Origin of the sequence: Microbacterium sp. BF1 (genome assembly GCF_019279095.1) — a bacterium.
Lineage (GTDB): Bacteria > Actinomycetota > Actinomycetes > Actinomycetales > Microbacteriaceae > Microbacterium > Microbacterium maritypicum.
This window is the reverse complement of record NZ_JAGYWT010000603.1, coordinates 1-1,404: the sequence shown is the minus strand read 5'-3', so window position 1 is coordinate 1,404 and position 1,404 is coordinate 1. Positions and strand designations below refer to the sequence as shown.

At 68.0% G+C, this 1,404-nt stretch carries 1 pseudogene; it reads right to left on the bottom strand.

Features of this window, described 5'->3' with window-relative positions:
• Positions 1–133: 133 nt before the first annotated feature.
• Positions 134–1,404, bottom strand: a pseudogene (locus tag KZA10_RS15300) (proline dehydrogenase family protein); the annotation flags it as partial.

Here is a 1,404-nt window from a genome sequence, read left to right as displayed (position 1 = left end):
AGACCGTGGAGGACGATCCCGAGTTCGATGCGAAGCGCGCCTCGAAGAAACTTCGCGCCTATGTCGAGGGCAACGAGCACGCCATTGCTCAGAAGACCGACATCATGATCGAACACTTCCTTGCTCATGCGGTCGCTGCGGCGAAGATGCCGTCGAGCTCAGCATCCGTGTCGACCTTGGCGAGCGCGATGGTGTCGAGACCGAGCGTCGAGCCGACCGAGCGGCTCAGGATCTCACGACCCCAGGCGCGGTTCGCGGCGATGGCGGGGTCGGTGTCAGCCTGGTTCTCGAAGCCGGTGGTGGTTCCGGAGCGCGCCTCGACGGTACGGTCCTGCACGCGGTGGGGGCCGGGGACGAATCCCGCCTCATCGGTCGCGAGCGCGGCCAGCGAGCGCTCGAAGCGCTCCCGTTCGCGGGTGAGCAGGGTCGGGTTCGAGGCCAGCTCGAACACCGCGGACATGAAGTTCTCGGGGCTGGCGTTCTCCTCGAGGCGGCGCACGAGGTACGCGATCGCGACGTCGAACTCGGCCGGGTTCACCACCGGTGTGTACAGCAGCAGGCGTCCGACATCCTTGCGGACCGCCTCGGCCTGACCCGTCGCCATACCCAGCAGCATCTCGTACTCGACGAGGGGGTCGGCACCGGTCGGGTCGGCCACACCGCGCGCCTGCGCGAGCAGCCAGGTGTAGGCGATGTCGAACAGGTTGTGACCCGCGACGCCGATGCGCACGGCGTCGAGCCGCTCGGGCGTCATCGCCCAGTCCAGCACGCGCTTGTAGTTCGTATCGGAGTCCTGCTTGGTGCCGTAGGTCGCGAGCGGCCAGCCGTGCACCTTCGAGTCGACCTCTTCCATCGCGAGGTTCGCGCCCTTGACCACGCGCACCTTGATCGGGGCTCCGCCCTTCGCACGGCGGGCGGCGGCCCACTCCTGCAGGTGCTGCATGGCGCCGAGGGCGTCGGGGAGGTAGGCCTGCAGCACGATGCCGGCTTCGAGGTTCTCCAGGCCGGGCTGGTCGAGGATGCTCGTGAAGGCCGCGATCGTCAGGTCGAGGTCGCGGTACTCCTCCATGTCGAGGTTGATGAACTTCGCCTTGCCCCGGGCTTCGGCACGGGCGGCGAGCTCGTAGAGAGGCGTGAGCTTCTCGACGACATCGGCCACTGCCTCGTCGAACGACCACATCGACAGCTGGCTCACGACGCTGGACACCTTGATCGAGACGTAGTCGACGTCGTCGCGGGCGAGGAAGTCGCGGGTGCCCTGCAGACGGTGCCCCGCTTCGCGCTCGCCGAGCACGGCCTCGCCGAGGAGGTTGAGGTTCAGGCGGTTGCCGCTCTTGCGCAGCTTCGCGATCGCGGGGCCGAGCTTGGAGGGCGTGGCATCCAGCACGAGGTGCCCGACCATGG